The sequence below is a fragment of the Catellatospora sp. NPDC049133 genome (assembly GCF_040648455.1).
GTDB classification, from domain to species: Bacteria; Actinomycetota; Actinomycetes; order Mycobacteriales; family Micromonosporaceae; genus Catellatospora; species Catellatospora aurea.
Window position 1 is genome coordinate 160,903 of sequence record NZ_JBEZDT010000007.1, and the last position, 14,904, is coordinate 175,806.

At 72.0% G+C, this 14,904-nt stretch carries 12 protein-coding genes; 5 read left to right on the plus strand and 7 right to left on the minus strand.

From position 1 onward, the window contains the following. Nucleotides 1-147: 147 nt before the first annotated feature. Both AB0B35_RS10200 and AB0B35_RS10205 read right to left on the minus strand, forming a co-directional pair. Entirely contained in the window at nt 148-1,314 is a 1,167-nt protein-coding gene (locus AB0B35_RS10200; RefSeq protein WP_361043377.1) for an alanine racemase, read from the minus strand. 74 nt (nt 1,315-1,388) lie between these two features. Beyond that, nucleotides 1,389-2,678, minus strand: coding sequence for an MFS transporter (locus tag AB0B35_RS10205; RefSeq protein ID WP_361043148.1), 1,290 nt, complete (start codon nt 2,676-2,678; stop codon nt 1,389-1,391). Nucleotides 2,679-2,831: 153 nt separating this feature from the next. Between AB0B35_RS10205 and AB0B35_RS10210 the strand changes: the two genes are divergently transcribed. Beyond that, nucleotides 2,832-4,895, plus strand: coding sequence for a hypothetical protein (locus AB0B35_RS10210; RefSeq protein WP_361043150.1), 2,064 nt, complete (start codon nt 2,832-2,834; stop codon nt 4,893-4,895). A 439-nt stretch (nt 4,896-5,334) separates the two neighbouring features. Here AB0B35_RS10210 and AB0B35_RS10215 read toward each other — a convergent pair whose 3' ends face one another. Together AB0B35_RS10215 and AB0B35_RS10220 are read right to left on the minus strand one after the other, a co-directional pair. Beyond that, the gene (locus AB0B35_RS10215) at nt 5,335-6,966 is read right to left on the minus strand and encodes an acetolactate synthase (RefSeq protein ID WP_361043153.1); all 1,632 of its coding nucleotides are present in this window, start codon (nt 6,964-6,966) and stop codon (nt 5,335-5,337) included. A gap of 157 nt (nt 6,967-7,123) precedes the next feature. Then, nucleotides 7,124-7,897: an enoyl-CoA hydratase-related protein gene (locus tag AB0B35_RS10220; protein WP_361043156.1), complete on the minus strand. Its 774-nt coding sequence runs from the start codon at nt 7,895-7,897 to the stop codon at nt 7,124-7,126. Between the two features lie 80 nt (nt 7,898-7,977). Here AB0B35_RS10220 and AB0B35_RS10225 point away from each other — a divergent pair, with 80 nt between their 5' ends. Then, nucleotides 7,978-8,454 (plus strand): DUF6232 family protein, encoded by a 477-nt coding sequence (locus AB0B35_RS10225; protein WP_361043159.1) that lies wholly within the window; start codon nt 7,978-7,980, stop codon nt 8,452-8,454. 54 nt (nt 8,455-8,508) lie between these two features. On the opposite strand, the gene AB0B35_RS10230 is transcribed toward AB0B35_RS10225, so the two are convergent. Together AB0B35_RS10230 and AB0B35_RS10235 are read right to left on the minus strand one after the other, a co-directional pair. After that, nucleotides 8,509-8,886 carry a YccF domain-containing protein gene (locus AB0B35_RS10230; protein ID WP_361043161.1) on the minus strand — a complete coding sequence of 126 codons (378 nt, stop codon included), beginning with the start codon at nt 8,884-8,886 and terminating at the stop codon, nt 8,509-8,511. A gap of 56 nt (nt 8,887-8,942) precedes the next feature. Then, on the minus strand, nt 8,943-9,782 hold the full coding sequence (locus AB0B35_RS10235) for an ABC transporter ATP-binding protein (protein WP_361043379.1): 840 nt from the start codon (nt 9,780-9,782) through the stop codon (nt 8,943-8,945). A 147-nt stretch (nt 9,783-9,929) separates the two neighbouring features. Between AB0B35_RS10235 and AB0B35_RS10240 the strand changes: the two genes are divergently transcribed. Continuing rightward, nucleotides 9,930-10,937, plus strand: a complete 1,008-nt coding sequence (locus AB0B35_RS10240; RefSeq protein WP_361043164.1) for an ATP-binding cassette domain-containing protein — start codon at nt 9,930-9,932, stop codon at nt 10,935-10,937. 58 nt (nt 10,938-10,995) lie between these two features. Further along, entirely contained in the window at nt 10,996-11,970 is a 975-nt protein-coding gene (locus tag AB0B35_RS10245; RefSeq protein ID WP_361043167.1) for an ABC transporter permease subunit, read from the plus strand. On the opposite strand, the gene AB0B35_RS10250 is transcribed toward AB0B35_RS10245, so the two are convergent. Further along, complete coding sequence (locus tag AB0B35_RS10250) at nt 11,971-13,161, minus strand: ROK family transcriptional regulator (protein ID WP_360520761.1); 1,191 nt, start codon at nt 13,159-13,161, stop codon at nt 11,971-11,973. Nucleotides 13,162-13,363: 202 nt separating this feature from the next. On the opposite strand from AB0B35_RS10250, the gene AB0B35_RS10255 reads away from it, so the two are divergent. Beyond that, nucleotides 13,364-14,812: a glycoside hydrolase family 3 N-terminal domain-containing protein gene (locus AB0B35_RS10255; RefSeq protein ID WP_361043169.1), complete on the plus strand. Its 1,449-nt coding sequence runs from the start codon at nt 13,364-13,366 to the stop codon at nt 14,810-14,812. The last annotated feature ends 92 nt before the right edge of the window (nt 14,813-14,904 follow it).

Genomic DNA, 14,904 nt, shown 5'->3' on the forward strand with positions numbered 1-14,904 from the left:
GCGACTGCGGGACTCGCAAGCTCGTTCCTCGCTGCTCACAGTGCCACCGCCAGTTCGCGACTGCGGGACTCGCAAGCTCGTTCCTCGCTGCTCACAGTGCCACCGCCAGTTCGCGACTGCGGGACTCGCAAGCTCGTTCCTCGCTGCTCACAGAAATGCCTTTCCTTCACCACGGTACGTGGGCAGGGCCCCGGCCACCGTGTCCGCGTCGATCAGGTGAAGCTCGTTGACGTGCTCGGACAGCTCGCCCGCCTTGGTGTGCCGCAGCCACACCCGGTCGCCCAGGCGCAGCCGGGTCGCGGGCTCGCCCACCACCGGGGTCTGCACCTCCCCGGCCATCTCGCGAGGCACCATCTTCAGCCCAGCGGGCCAGACCACCTGCGGGAGCCGGTCCAGGCCGGGCGGCCCGGAGGCGATCCAGCCGCCGCCGAGCAGGGTCACCCGGTCCGGGGCGGGGCGCCGCACCACCGGCAGCGCGAACGCGGCGGCGGGAGCCGGGGTGAAGTGGGCGTAGTTGTCGAACAGGTGCGGGCCGAACAGCCCCGAACCGGCGGCGACCTCGGTCACCGAGCGGTCCGCGCCGGTGGCCTCCAGGCTGCCGGTGCCGCCGCCGTTGACGAACTCCAGCGGGGCCAGCTCGGACACGGCCGCGACGGCCGCCGCGCGGCGCTCGACCAGTTCGGCCATCGAGAAGCGCTGCAACGCGCGCACCATCGCGCCCCGCAGCGGGCTGCCCTTGGGGGCGTTGCCAAGCCCGGCGACCTGGGCCTCGTACCCCATCATGCCGACCAGCCGGAAGCCGCGCCGGGCCACGACGGCCTCGGCCAGCGCGCGGGCCTGCTCGGCCCGGTGCACCGGCGAGCGCCACACCCCGATGTGCCCGAGCAGCTTCGACTTGTACGACGAGTCCAGCTCGATGGCGACCCGGATGTCCGGCCGCGCGCTCGGGGCGACCACGCTGTCCACCAGGTCCAGGTGGTCCACCGAATCGATCATGATGGTGACCCGGGCGGCCAGTTCGGACGAGGCGGCCAGCGCCGCGACGGCGGCACGGTCGGCGGTCGGGTAGCCGACCACCACGTCGTCGATCGTCTCGGCCAGCCACAGCGCCTCGGCCAGCGTGTACGCCAGCACGCCGCCGTAGCCCGGCATCGCCAGCACCGCGTCGAGCACACCCCGGCAGCGCACCGACTTGCTGGCGACGCGGATCGGCACACCGTTCGCGCGGCGGGCCAGGTCGTGCGCGTTGTACGACAGCGCGGCCAGGTTCACCGCGCCGAACACCGGATCCAGCGCCGCGGTCGCCGCGTTCATGGCCGACCAGTACGCGTCGGCGTCCTCCCACGGCCGGGCCGTGGACGGAGCCGACACCTGCAGCGCCAGCGTCATCAGCGCACTCCCTTCACCGGCAGCACGGCGAGCGCGCCGAGCACCGAGATCAACCCGGACGCCAGGTACAGCGTCCCGAAACCGCCCCACTGCGCCACGACGAACGCGCCGAGCAGCGGGGCCACCGCCTGCGGCACCGCAGTGGCGATGTTCATGATGCCGAGGTCCTTGCCGCGCGCCGCCGGGTCCGGCAGCACCTGGGTGGCCAGCGCCTGGTCCACCGACAGGAAGCAGCCGTAGCCCAGGCCCAGCAGTCCCGCGCCGACGGTGGCCACGGTCAGGTTCGGAAAGAACGCCAGCAGCACCGCCGCGACGCCCTGCAGACCCGACGAGACGAGAACGAAGACCTTGCGCCGTCCGAAACGGTCGGACAGCCGGCCGAGGAACAGCGCGGCCAGCACCACGAACAGCATGTAGATCAGCGTGAGGACGAGCAGCTCGTCCTCGGCCTTCGCCACCTTCACGTGGTACATCAGGAAGTAGAGCAGCAGCGTGGTGCCCAGGGCGTTGCCGACGTTGACCAGGATGCGGCTCAGCAGCGTCCAGCCGAAGTCGGGGTAACGCCGCGGGCTGATCCAGAACCCGGCAGCCAGGTCACGGAAGCTGAACGGCGGGCGGGCCGCGCGCGGCAGCACCTCGTCGGGCGCGCCCAGCACGAACGGCAGCACCAGCAGCACGAGCAGCCCGGCCATCAGCGAGTAGCCGATGAACTGGCTCAGCGCCAGCTCGGTGACCAGCACGATGCCGAGGATGGTGCCGATCGCCTGCGGGGCCGAGATCCAGCCCGAGATGTAGCCGCGCTGGCCGACCGGAACCTGGTCGGAGATGGTGGCGGTGAGCGCCGCGGTGAGCACGCAGAAGCCGACCAGGGTCAGCGTCCACCAGACGCCGATGCCGACGATGCCGTCCTGCCGGCCGAGCACCACCAGCGAGGCCGCGAACAGCAGGGCGCCGAAGACGATCCAGGGGCGGCGGCGGCCGAAGCGCGAAACGGTGCGGTCCGACAGGGCGCCGGTCAGGGGGTACGCGATCAGCGCGAACGCGCCCGCGATGCCCGACACCACGCCGAAGGCCACCACGTTGTCCACCCAGTCCGCGGCCTTGAGCTGCGCCTCGACCTGGATCGGCAGCAGCAGTTGCACCGGGGTCAGCTGGGCCATCCAGATGCCCAGCCACGCCAGCGCGAACAGGCTGATCCACCGGCCCGTGACCGGCCGTTCCGGCTCGGCGAACGGGGCGGGCGGGGGCGTTGCGGGGTCAGCCGTGGTGAGCGTGGCCGGCTCGGTCATGGGGGGTCCCTAGGGCCAGGTGTGATTCCCGTCGCGCGGAGTTTAGAGAACTTTTCATGTTTGCACCAGGCACACCACCCGGACAGATGAACGGCAGCGTGTCGCGTCGCGGGGTCTGGCGAGAACGTGAAACCTTCTCTAGGCTCCGCCGCCATGAAGGCATACACACGTCTGCTCGGCATCGTCGCCGTGGCGGCGATCGCCATACTCGGTCCGGCCGGCGCGGCCTCCGCCCACGAGGAGCGGCCCACCCGCGAGCTGGACGGCACCGGCAGCGTGCCCACCTACCGCACCACCGGGCCCACGCTGCTCGTCTGCAAGACCGACCCGGCCGACTTCGCCACCCGCGTCGCGGGCTACCCGGCCGAGCTCAAGGCCGCGAACGAGCAGCTGTGGACGCAGTGCCAGAAGGACGGCTACCGCCACATCCAGCAGGCCGTGGACGCCGCCCACCTGCCCGGCACGAACATCAAGATCCTGCCCGGGGTGTACCTGGAGGAGCCGAGCATCGCCCCGGCCAGCCCCGAGTGCGCCGCCATGGAGAACGGCGCGGTACGCGGCCGGATCTACGGCTACCCGGTGCTCACCTGGGACCAACAGCTCGCCTGCCCGCACCTGGCCAACCTCGTGGCCATCCTGGGCAAGAAGAACCTCCAGCTCGAAGGCACCGGCGCGAAGCCGGAGGATGTGCTCGTCGACGCGCAGTACAGGAAACTCAACGCGATCCGGGCCGACAACGCCGACGGCGTGTACTTCCGCAACATGTCCGCGCAGCGGGCGCAGTTCAACGCCTTCTACATCATGGAGACCGACGGCTTCGTGGTCGACCGGACCATGGGCCGCTGGAACGACGAGTACGCCTTCCTCACCTTCGCCGTCGACCACGGCCTCTACACCGACTGCGAGGGCTACGGCAACGGCGACTCCGCCTTCTACCCGGGCGCCGCCTCGAACATCAACAAGGACCGGGGCCACGACGTGCCGCGCTACGCCGTCGAGATCCAGCGCTGCTACGGCCACCACAACACGCTCGGCTACTCCGGCACCGCCGGCGACTCGGTCTGGGTGCACGACAGCGTCTTCACCGAGAACACCGCGGGCATCGCCACCGACAGCGCCTTCCCCGACCACCCGGGCATGCCGCAGAACCACTCGAAGTTCGAGAACAACGTCATCGCGAACAACAACACCGACTACTACCGGCACATCGTCGACGGCACCTGCAAGAAGCCCTTCGCCGAACGCGGGTACGAGCAGGGCGTCGTCTGCCCCGCGGTCGGCCTGCCGGTCGGCGCGGGCGTGGTCAACCCCGGCGGCAACTACAACATCTGGCGCGGCAACCACATCTACGGCAACGACTACTCCGGCTTCGTGACCAGCTTCGTGCCCGGCTTCGTGCGCAACGACACCGAGTTCGCCCAGCAGTTCGACACCTCGCACCACAACCGCTACCTCGACAACGTCATGGGGGTCAGCGAGCAGGGCGAGGCCAAGCCGAACGGGCTGAACTTCTGGTGGGACGGGCAGGGCGTCGGCAGCTGCTGGACGGACATGTCCGCCACGAACATCCGTACCGTGCCCGCCTGCGGCGACGACGACCTGCCCGCCATCGGCTCGCACCGCTACTTCGGTGAGCCCGCCGGCACCCTGAAGATGTACGCCTGCGCCGGCTACGACGGCGGACGGCAGCACCTGCCCTCCGACTGCGACTGGTACGGCGAGTACGCCGCCTCCGGGCTGGAACGCATCGAGGTGAAGTGGGCGTTCGGCGGCGCGGTCGTGCTCGGCCTGCTGGCGATCGGCCTCTACTACCGCCGCCTGCGCGACTCCAAGCGCGCGCTGCTCGGGCTGCTGCTGACGGTCGGCGGCCTGACCGTCGGCGTCTTCGGCACCGTCGAGATGGGCAGCGTCCTGCACCCGATCGGCCTCGCCCTGTACGGCGCCGGCTTAGCCCTGCTCGGCCTGGCCCTGCGCACCACCCGCGCCCGCAAGCTGGGCACGACCACGCTGATCGTGGCCGCTTTCGCGCTGCTCGGCGCGATCGACCACGGGTTGATCATGATCCCCTGGCTGCCGGTCTCCCCCGCCCTGCTGCGCGTGCTGACCGAGGTCGTCTGGATCCCCTGGGCCCTCGGCGCGGCTCTCGTCCCCGGCCGCACCCCCACGGCCGCCCCAACCCCGGCCCCCGAGCCCACCCCGGAACCCGCCACCACCTGACCCCCGCGCAACGCCGTCGCCGTCGCCGCCGCCAGCGCCGCCGCCCGGAGCGAAGGAAGGGCACCTTCACATCGCTATGCGTAGAGGAAGGTGCCCTTCTTAACGCGTGCGCAGACGGCCTGCCGCCTGGGGCGTGAGATCGCTGTCTCCGGTCAGAACCTGCGGTCTGAACGCAGATCATGACCGGAAACAGCGATCACCGCCGCTTGGCACCGGGACCCGCCCGGCCCGACGAACGGGTCGGCACCCGGCCCTCCCCGGTCCGGCGGCCGTGTTCCTCGCCAGCGGCCAGCCCGCCGACTTCGTCAACGTCGACTGGCTCGTCTTCCGCAGGTAACCTGCCGACCCCCGCCCGCATCGTCCCTGGCAGCGCCAGGCGGGCGTCAGGAAGGGCACCTTCTACATCGCGGAGCGATGTAGAAGGTGCCCTTCCTTTGGGCTAGGCGAGGTTGGCGGAGCGGGGGTATGCGTCGTCGGGGTCGGTGATGACGTTGACGAGGTAGGGGACGCCGGCGGAGAAGGCGCGGGAGAGGGCGGCGGGGAGGGCGGCGGCTTTGGCGACGGTCTCGCCGCCGCCGCCGAGGGCCTTGACGACCTCGTCGTAGCGCAGGCCGGGCTGGAGGTCGGCGGCGACGTCGTAGCCGTACATGGCGCGCATGGGGTGCTTCTCCAGGCCCCAGATGCCGTTGTTGCCGACGACCATGACGACGGGGAGCTTCTGGCGGACCAGGGACTCGACGTCCATCAGGGAGAAGCCGGCCGCGCCGTCGCCCATCAGGACGCAGATCTGGCGGTCGGGGTAGGTGACGCGGGCGCCCATGGCGTAGCCCATGCCGGTGCCGAGGCAACCGTACGGGCCGGGGTCGAGCCAGCTGCCGGGGACCGACGGCTCCAGGTAGCGCCCGGCGTACGAGACGAAGTCGCCGCCGTCGCCGATGGTGACCGCGTCGGCCGCCAGCACCTTGCGCAGCTCGCCGTAGACCCGGGCCGGTTTGATCAGCTCGGTGTCGGCCTGCATCTCCAGCTCGTGCTTGGCGGCCTGGGCCTGCTCGGCGTCCCGCAGCGTGGCCACCCAGTCCTCGTGATCCACCCGCTCCCCCGCGTACGCCGCGAGGCCGGTCAGGATCGTGCGCAGGTCACCGGCGGGCGAGACGGCGACGGTGACGTGCCCGGCGCGCTGGCTCGGCGCGTCCACGATGTGGACGACCTGGGCCGCGCCGAAGTCGCCGAAGCCGAGCCGGAAGTCGAGCGGGGTGCCCACGACGACGACCACGTCGGCCCCGTCCAGGGCCTTGCGGCGGGACTTGGCGAAGGCCAGCGGGTGGCTCGGGGGCAGCGAGCCCCGGCCCATGCCGTTGGCGAAGACGGGCACGGTCAGCGCCTCGGCGGCGGCCCGCAGCGCCTCGGTCGCGCTCCCGCCGTACACGTCGGAACCGGCGATGATCACGGGGCGCTGCGCGGCGGCGATGAGGCGGGCGGCCTGCTCGACCAGGTCCGGGTCCGGCTCCAGGACGTCGACCCGCGGCGCGACGGCCTTGCCGTCACCGGTGCTGAAGACGACCTCGAGCGGCAGATCCAGGAACGACGGACCGCGGTGCGGGGTGAGCGCGTGCTCCAGCGCGGTGGTGACGGCCGCGGTGATGTCGTCGGTGGACGTGACGGTGGCGGCGTGTTTGGTGACCGGCGCGACGATCGGCAGGTGGTCGATCTCCTGCAGCGACCCGGAACCCCAGCGGAACTGCGGGGCGCGCCCGCCGAGCACCAGCACCGGCGCGGCGTTGAAGAAGGCGCTGGTCAGGCCGGAGACGCCGTTGGTGACGCCGGGACCGGCGGTGAGCACCGCTACGCCGGGGCGGCGCTGCAGCTTGGCGACCGCCTCGGCGGCGAACACGGCGGTCTGCTCGTGCCGCACGTCGTAGAGCGGGAAGCCGTCCTGGTGGGCCGCGTCGTACACCGGGAAGACGTGCCCCCCGGAGAGGGTGAACAGCTCACGTACGCCCGCGGCCCGCAACGCGGCCAGCGCGAGCTGTCCACCGTGGCCGGAAACAGCGATGTCAGAGGTCTCAGCCATGACCGTGTCCCTTCGTGTGCCGGGAGCCTATCCAGCACGCGAGAAAATATGAAGAGGACTCACAAACTCGCGAACGTGCTCTCCCGGCGCGCCACGGGTGATCCGGCGGCGCGCCGGTGCGGGCCGACACCGGGTAGGGAGCCCGGTCGCGGCGAGGTCAGCGGCCGATGAACTTCGGCTGGCGGCGCTCCACGAACGCGGTCATGCCCTCGCGCCGGTCCTCGGTGGCGAACAGCGCCGCGAACAGCTGCGACTCCCAGGCCAGCCCGGCCGCGAGGTCGCGGTCCAGGCCGCCGTCGATGGCCAGCTTCGCCGCCTTCAGCGCCTGCGCGGGGCCGTTCACGTAGCCGGCGACCAGCGCCTTGGCCTGGTCGTACACCATTTCGGCGGCGCACACCCGGTCGGCGAGCCCGATCTCCAGCGCCTCCTCGGCGTCGACCATGCGGCCGGAGAAGATGATGTCCTTGGCCTTGGCCGGGCCGACCAGGCGCGCCAGCCGCTGGGTGCCGCCCGCGCCGGGGATGATGCCCAGCTTGATCTCGGGCTGGCCGAGCTTGGCGTCGTCGGCGACGACCCGCCAGTCGCAGGCCAGGGCCAGCTCGCACCCGCCGCCGAGGGCGTACCCGGTGATCGCGGCGACGACCGGCTTCGGGATGCGGGCGACGGCGTCGAAGGCGCTGCTCAGCGCACCGGCGCGAGCCGACATGTCCACGTACGACATGTCCGCCATCTCCTTGATGTCGGCACCGGCCGCGAAGACCTTGGGTCCGCCGTAGACGACGACGGCGGCGATGCGGCCGTCGGTCGTCACGGCCTGGGCGGCGGCCCGCAGCTCCTCCTGGACCTGGACGTTCAGCGCGTTCATCGGCGGGCGTTCCAACCGGATGGTGCCGATGCCTGCGTCGACTTCCACGTTCACGAACTCGCCCACCGCTGCCTCCTCATCGAGTGCCGATAGGACGAGCTTAGGCGGTTTGCACGGATCGCCTACGGTGAGGGCCGGAGGCTGCGATGATCGTCTATTACCGCGATCCCGCGGTGGAAGTCACCTCCACCGCGATCCACATCCACGACCGCGTCTTCCGGCTCGAGGATCTGGAGTACGTCTGGCACCGCGAGATCACCGCGGATCCGCGGTCCATGCGCCGGCTGGCCGGGCGCGGCGCGCTGAACGCCGGCGTCGTGGTCGGCGCGGTGCTGGCCCTGCTCGGACTCATCTACCTGATCGCCGCCACGGTCGGCGATCCCGGGGCGGCCGGGCGGGTGCTGGTGCCGCTGGCGATCGTCGTGCTGCTGGTCGGCCTCGCCGGTCCCATGCTGGAGTGGATCCTGCACCGCTTGGACCACAGCTACGACCAGGGCATCTCGATGCACGAGATCTGGGCGGTATGGCGTGGCCGCGAGTTGCTCCTGCTGCGGGTGGCCGACGAGTCCCGCTTCGGCCGCATCTACCGCTCCATCCAGCGCGCCCTCGAACAGCACCGCTAGCGCCGCACGGCCGGCCCGTCCCGCGTCGGGGACGGCCCAGCCGCGGCGCGGCGGTCAGGGACGCTCGACGATCTCCCGGCCGAGCGGCCACAGCGCGGCGGGCACCAGCTTGAAGTTGGCGATGCCGAACGGGATGCCGATCAGCGTGATGCACAGCGCGATGCCGGTGACGATGTGCGTCAGCGCCAGCCACCAGCCCGCCACGATCAGCCAGACGACGTTCGCCAGCGCGGAGGCCAGCCCGGCGCTGGGTTTCTCCACGATGGTGTACCCGAACGGCCACAGCGCGTACCGGGCGATCCGGAACGAGGCCACGCCGAACGGGATGGTCACGATCAGGACGAAGCAGATGATGCCGGCCAGCCCGTACGCGATGGCCAGCAGGAAGCCGCTACCGAAGATGAACCACAGGATGTTCAGGAGCGTGCGCATACCTACGATCGTGACCGGTCCGGGCAAGCCCGGTGCCGGTTCCGCCCAGACGCCGGTCAGCGGGCGCGGGCGGTGAACCGGCCCTCGACCGAGGTGACCTCCAGCGGCAGGCCGAAGGTCGCCGACAGGTTGTCCGACGTGATCGTCTCCGGGATCGGCCCGGCCGCGACGATGCCGCCCTCGCGCAGCAGCAGCGCGTGGGTGAAGCTCGGCGGGATCTCCTCGACATGGTGCGTCACCAGCACCAGCGCCGGGGCGTCCGGGTCGGCCGCCAGCTCGGACAGCCGGGCCACCAGGTCCTCCCGGCCGCCCAGGTCCAGCCCCGCCGCGGGCTCGTCCAGCAGCAGCAGCTCCGGGTCGGTCATCAGGGCACGGGCGATCTGGGTGCGCTTGCGCTCGCCCTCCGACAGGGTGCCGTACTGGCGCTGCGCCAGCCCGGCCATGCCCCACTCCTCCAGCAGTTCGCCGGCGCGGGCCTCGTCCATCGGGTCGTACGACTCCTTGAACCGGCCCACCACCGACCAGGACGCGGTGACCACCACGTCGCGGACCAGCTCGCCCGGGGGCACCCGCTCGGCCAGCGCCGCCGTGGACAGGCCGATCCTGGTGCGCAGCTCGTGCATATCGACGCGGCCGATGCGCTCGCCGAGCACGTACACGGCGCCCTTGGTCGGGTGCGCGCGGCCGGCGGCCAGGTGCAGCAGCGTGGTCTTGCCCGCGCCGTTGGGGCCGAGCACCACCCAGCGCTCGTCCAGCTCCACCCGCCACGAGATGTCCCGCAGCAGGTGCTTGCCCTCGCGGACGACGTCGACGCCTTCGGCGGCGATCACGAGATCGGGGTCGTCCGGGGCTACGGCCCGGTTGACCTCGTGGACGGTCTGAGCGACGCGGTGCAGTCCTGACACAGCCGATATCCAATCACGGCCGCACCCGCCGGGGTGCAGACCTGCCAGCCAGATCACAGTCCGGCCGGCACCGGGCCCCCACGAGCGCCGCCGGATCACATACGGTGAGGCGGCACACAGACCGATTGGGGAGGCGCTGTGACCGCCGTGATCGAGATCAGCGGGTTGTGCAAGACGTTCCACAGCCTGTGGCGCGAGGAGAAGACCGCACTCGACGGCTTCGACATGTACGTCGAGAAGGGCCAGGTCCACGGCTTCCTCGGGCCCAACGGCTCGGGCAAGACCACCACGCTGCGTACGCTGCTCGGCCTGCTGCGGCCCGACGAGGGCGTGATGCGCATCCTCGACACGCCCAGCGCCGACTTCGGCAGCGTGGCGCACCGGGTCGGCGCGATCGTGGAGAGCCCGGCCTTCTTCACCCCGTTCAGCGGCCGCAAGACCCTCCAGCTGCTGGCCACCGCGGGCGGGCTGCCCCGCGGCCGGGTCGACGAGGTGCTGACCACCGTCGGGCTGCGCGACCGCGCCGACGAGCCGGTCAAGGTGTATTCCCTCGGCATGCGCCAGCGGCTCGCCGTCGCCTCCGCCCTGCTCAAGCGGCCCGAGCTGCTCATCCTCGACGAGCCCGCGAACGGGCTGGACCCGTCCGGCATCCACGCCATGCGCACCCTGATGAGCGACCTGGCCGAGCAGGGCGTGACCGTGCTGCTCTCCAGCCACCTGCTGTCCGAGATCGAGCAGGTCTGCGACTCGGTGACCATCATCGACCGGGGCCGCCGGGTCGCCCACGGGCCCGTGTCCGTGGTGCTGGCCGGCCACGACACCGGCGAGCACCTGGTCCGGGTCGCCGACCCCGAGCAGGCCGCGCAGGTGCTGCGGGCCGCGGGCGCGACGGTGCGGTCCGCCGACGGCGTGCTGTTCGTCGGCGGTGTCAGCGGCCCGGCCGCGATCAGCGAGACGCTCGGCCGGGCCGGCCTCTGGGTGACCGAGTTGACGCCGCTCACGCCCGACCTGGAGAGCGTCTTCCTGGACCTCACCGGCACCCGGCCCGCCGCCGACGCACCCCCGCAGATCGCCGTGCCGACCCGCCGCCGCCCACCCTCCGACAACTTCATCGACCTCGACGTACGGAGCGGGGAGCAGGCATGAGCGAGCGAATCAGCAGGCTCAGGCGACATGCCGCCGGCGAGCGCAGCGAGGAGAAGGCATGAACCTGGTACGAGCTGAGCTCAGTCGGCTGCTGTCGCGGCGGTTCACCCACATCATGGTGCTCGGCCTGCTCGCCGTCTTCGGGGTCACCGCGGCGACCACGCTGGCCAACTCCACGCGACCCGACGCCGGGGTCTGGGCCGCCGCCCAGAAGACCGCCTCGGAGCAGCGCGAGAGCCTCGCCCGGTTCAAGGCGAGCTGCGAGGAGAAGTTCCTCGTCGACAAGGAGGCCGCGGAGGCGGCCTTCCCCGGCGGCTGCGGAGCCGTGGGCGACTCCACCGAGATCCAGGCCGCGCGCTACCTCGAGGACGCGTTCGTGTTCGAGCAGGAGATCGGGGGGCTGACCGTCTTCCTGGCGGTGTATCTCAGCTTCTTCGCCTTCGTGATCGCCGCGTCGTTCATCGGGGCCGAGATGAGCAGCGGCGGGATCACCAATCTGCTGCTGTGGCGGCCGCAGCGCTCCGCGATCCTCGGGGCCAAGCTCACCGCGCTGACCGGTGGTGTCGCGGTGTTCTCCGCCCTGTTCACGGCGCTCTACGTCGGCACGTTCTATCTGATCGCGTACACCTCGGGCTGGACCGGCCAACCCGGCGTGGCTTTCTGGGCCGACCTCGCCGCGTTGGGCGGGCGTGCCATCGCACTGTCGACCGCCGCCGCCGCGTGCGCGTTCGCGCTGGCCACGCTGGCCCGCCACACCGCAGCCGCGCTGGGCATCGCGGTCGGCTACTTCCTGGTCTGGGAGGCGGGCGCGCGCATCGTCTTCGAGATCGGCGGCATGCTGCCGTACGACCCGTACTTCCTGTCCAGCTATCTGTCCGCGTTCGTCTCCGGCGACCTGACCTACTGGCACGGCCTCGACGGCACGGGCGACCTGGTGATCACCCGGCTCAGCGGCGGCATGGTCGTGGCGGGCCTCACCGCCGTCCTGATCGCCGCCGCGTTCGCCAACTTCCGCCGCCGGGACCTGACCTGATCAGTCGACGGTCGAGCCGAAGACCTCGTCGCGGACCGCGTCGAGGGCGGTGAGCAGCGCCCCCTGGAGCACGGGCTCGTCGGCCACACCGGTCACCACGACCCGCGGGGCCACGGGGCTGATCGCGGCGACCTCGTGCTGCACGCGCTCGGCCAGCGGGGTGCCGCCCGCCGCGCCGACCTCGCCGGCCAGCACGACCAGCGGCGGGTCGAGCACGATGCAGGAGGCCGCCACACCCAGCGCGAGCCGCCGGGCGACCTCGTCGAGCACGGGGCCGCCCTTGGTGCCCGCCGCGATCGCGGCCTTGACCGCCTCGGCCGCGGTGCCGGTCCGGAAACCGTGCTCGCGGGCCACCTGGCGGACCGCGTCCGCCCCGGCGACCTGCTGGAACGCGCCCTTGCCGCGCCGGCTGACCTCGCGCGGGATGTCCGCGCCGGGCACCGGCAGGTAGCCGATCTCACCGGCCGCGCCGGCGGTGCCGCGGTGCAGCCGGCCGCCGAGCATGACGGCCAGGCCGACGCCCTGGCCGATCCAGACGAGCAGGAAGTCGCCGACCTCGCGGGCCGCACCGGTGTGGGACTCGGCGACGGCGGCGAGGTTCACGTCGTTCTCGAACACGATCGTGGTGTGCAGGTCGTCGCGCAGGGCCGCGGCCAGGCCGCGCTGCCAGCGAGGCAGGTTGAAGGCGAAGACGATGTCCCCGGTGTTCGGGTCGACCAGACCCGGGGTGCCCAGCACGATGCGGCGTACGTCGCCGAGGGAAGCGCCCGCCTGCTCGGCCGCCTGCACGACGGCGTTGTGCACCAGCCGGACCGGGTCCTCGCCGCCACCGTTGGCGTCGGGCTTGGTGGAGACCTCGACCCGGCCCACCACCGCGCCGGTGATGTCGGCGCAGGCGGCCACCACGTGCTCGTCGCCCACCTCGACGCCCACCACGTACGCGCTGTTCGGCGCGACGTTGTAGAGCTGCGCGTTGGGGCCGCGTCCGCCCGCCTGCTCGCCGACCCGGCGCACCAGGCCGCGCTCCTCCAGCCGCTCGACCAGCTGCGAGGCGGTGACCTTGGACAGGCCGGTCAGCTCGCCGAGCTGGGATCGGGTCAGCGGGCCCCGGGCCAGCAGCAGCTCGAGGGCGGCCCGGTCGTTGAGCGCGCGGAGCAGCCGGGGAGTGCCGGGCTGGGAAACTGCGGCCATGGTGCGTCATCCTAGAGTCGACATGCGGCAGCACCGGATGTCGGCGCGCGCTGGCTTTTAGTAAAGTTTCTTATTAGATTGGGTTACCTTAACCGGTACGGCCGTAGCCTACGGCCTACGCGCACAAAACCACTATGGATGGCAAGACCCGACACACTGGCCGAAGGGCCCACCACCACGTCGGGTCGAAGCGGAGGACACCGTGACCACTGATCCAGGTCTGCGCCGGCTGGCACTGCGCACCATGCTGGCCGCGTTCCAGGGCCACACCGCCCCCGAGTGGGCCACCGGCCTGCTCGGCGAGGGCCTGGCCGGCTACACGCTGTTCGGGTTCAACGTGGCCGAGCCGGTGCAGCTCGCCGGGCTGACCGCGCAGCTGCGGGCCGCGCGCCGCGACACCCTCATCGCCATCGACGAGGAGGGCGGCGACGTCACCCGGCTGGCCCACCGCACCGGCAGCCCGTACCCGGGCAACGCGGCGCTGGGCGCGATCGGCGACCTCGACCTCACCCGTCGGGTGTACCACTCCATCGGGCGGGAGCTGGCCGATGTCGGCATCAACCTGAACCTCGCCCCGACCGTCGACGTCAACACCGCCACCGACAACCCGGTCATCGGCACCCGGTCGTTCGGCGCGGACCCGGTCCGGGTCGCCGCGCACGCCGCCGCGGCCGTGGTCGGCCTCCAGCAGGCCGGCGTGGCCGCCTGCGCCAAGCACTTCCCCGGGCACGGCGCGACCATCGCCGACTCGCACCTGGAACTGCCGACCGTCGACGTGACCCCGCAGCTGCTGCGCGACCGCGAGCTGCCCCCGTTCGCGGCCGTCATCGCGGCGGGCACCAAGGCGATCATGACGGCGCACATCCGGGTGCCCGCGATCACCGGCGACGAACCGGCCACGTTCAGCGAGAAGCTGCTGGTCGACGTGCTGCGCCGGGAGTACGGCTTCACCGGCACCGTGGTCACCGACGCCCTGGAGATGCAGGGCGCGGCCCGTGCCGCGGGTGGCATCGGCCCGGCCGCGGTCCGGGCGCTGCTGGCCGGGGCCGACCTGCTGTGCCTCGGCGCGGACATCGACCTGGAGATCACCGAGCACGTCGCCTCGGCCATCGCCGGCGCGATCGCCGACGGCACGCTGCCCGTCGCGCGGGTCGAGCAGGCCGTCGCGCGCAACCAGGCGCTGGCCGCGTGGACGCACGGGATCGAGCACATCGAGCTCAGTCCGCGGCTGGGCTACGACGCCGCGCGGCGTGCGGTGAGCGTCGAGGGCAGCCTGACCGGGTTCGAGCAGCCGTTCGTCGTACAGCTGCGGGCCGGGCACACCATCGCCGAGGGCGCCGTGCCGTGGGGCCTGTCGCCGCACCTCGACGGCACCCCGCAGCTGGCCGTCGCCGCCGACGAGACCAGCGCCGGCGCGCTCATCGACGCCGCCGCCGGACGGCCGATCGTGCTCGTCGGGCGGCACACCCACCGCAACCCCGCCGCCCGGTCCCTGGCCGAGCAGCTCGCGGCGGTGCACCCGCTCGCCGTGGTCGAGATGGGCTGGCCCGCCGGCTGGCGACCCAACGGAGTGAAGGCCTTCGTCACGACGTACGGCGCGAGCCACGCCAACGGCCGCGCCGCCGCCGAGATCCTGGGCCTCGCCTCGTAACCGTCGTCACTCCGACCCGGACTGGACCACCGGCCGGACCCGATGGCAGTATTCATGCTCACGCATCTAATGCGTGAGCATGAATCATTTCC

What these genes read in the sequence shown, in the direction of transcription:
- AB0B35_RS10215 (WP_361043153.1), bottom strand. Translation starts at nt 6,966, where the DNA reads ATGGCTGAGACCTCTGACATCGCTGTTTCCGGCCACGGTGGACAGCTC.
- AB0B35_RS10230 (WP_361043161.1), bottom strand. Translation starts at nt 8,886, where the DNA reads ATGCGCACGCTCCTGAACATCCTGTGGTTCATCTTCGGTAGCGGCTTC.
- AB0B35_RS10225 (WP_361043159.1), top strand. Translation starts at nt 7,978, where the DNA reads ATGATCGTCTATTACCGCGATCCCGCGGTGGAAGTCACCTCCACCGCG.
- AB0B35_RS10205 (WP_361043148.1), bottom strand. Translation starts at nt 2,678, where the DNA reads ATGACCGAGCCGGCCACGCTCACCACGGCTGACCCCGCAACGCCCCCG.
- AB0B35_RS10200 (WP_361043377.1), bottom strand. Translation starts at nt 1,314, where the DNA reads ATGAACGCGGCGACCGCGGCGCTGGATCCGGTGTTCGGCGCGGTGAAC.
- AB0B35_RS10210 (WP_361043150.1), top strand. Translation starts at nt 2,832, where the DNA reads ATGAAGGCATACACACGTCTGCTCGGCATCGTCGCCGTGGCGGCGATC.
- AB0B35_RS10250 (WP_360520761.1), bottom strand. Translation starts at nt 13,161, where the DNA reads ATGGCCGCAGTTTCCCAGCCCGGCACTCCCCGGCTGCTCCGCGCGCTC.
- AB0B35_RS10245 (WP_361043167.1), top strand. Translation starts at nt 10,996, where the DNA reads ATGAACCTGGTACGAGCTGAGCTCAGTCGGCTGCTGTCGCGGCGGTTC.